The following is a 279-nucleotide window of genomic DNA, read 5'->3' as shown; positions in this document are numbered from 1 at the left end:
AGAGCATTTAGTTAGCAAGTTAAATGCTGAAAATCAATATACAGAAAAAGAAATTAATACATTTATAAAACAATATCATGATGATTTTTGTACAATTAGACGTGAATTTATTGTACATAGGTTTATGGATAGAGAGGATAGTATGTACCGTATAAACGGGAGAGAAGTTTGGACGAAGTGGGAGGAGTTAAAATAATGAATCAGCGAGGGGATCCCCGCTGATTATAAGCCTGTGCTAGTCTTGCTGTTTCTTTGTAGTAAGTCTATGAACGCTTCAAC

Annotated in this window: 1 protein-coding gene; it reads left to right on the top strand. The window is 34.4% G+C overall.

Translation table 11 applies throughout. The annotated features are described in order from the left end of the window. Nucleotides 1-196: DUF2087 domain-containing protein (locus SB717_RS35260; protein ID WP_410907565.1), on the top strand; the 196-nt coding region annotated here is incomplete at its 5' end. Nucleotides 197-279 lie beyond the last annotated feature (83 nt).

It is taken from the genome of Priestia sp. SIMBA_032 (assembly GCF_046535215.1).
Taxonomy (GTDB): Bacteria; Bacillota; Bacilli; order Bacillales; family Bacillaceae_H; genus Priestia; species Priestia aryabhattai.
This window is presented reverse-complemented; position numbering and strand designations above follow the sequence as displayed.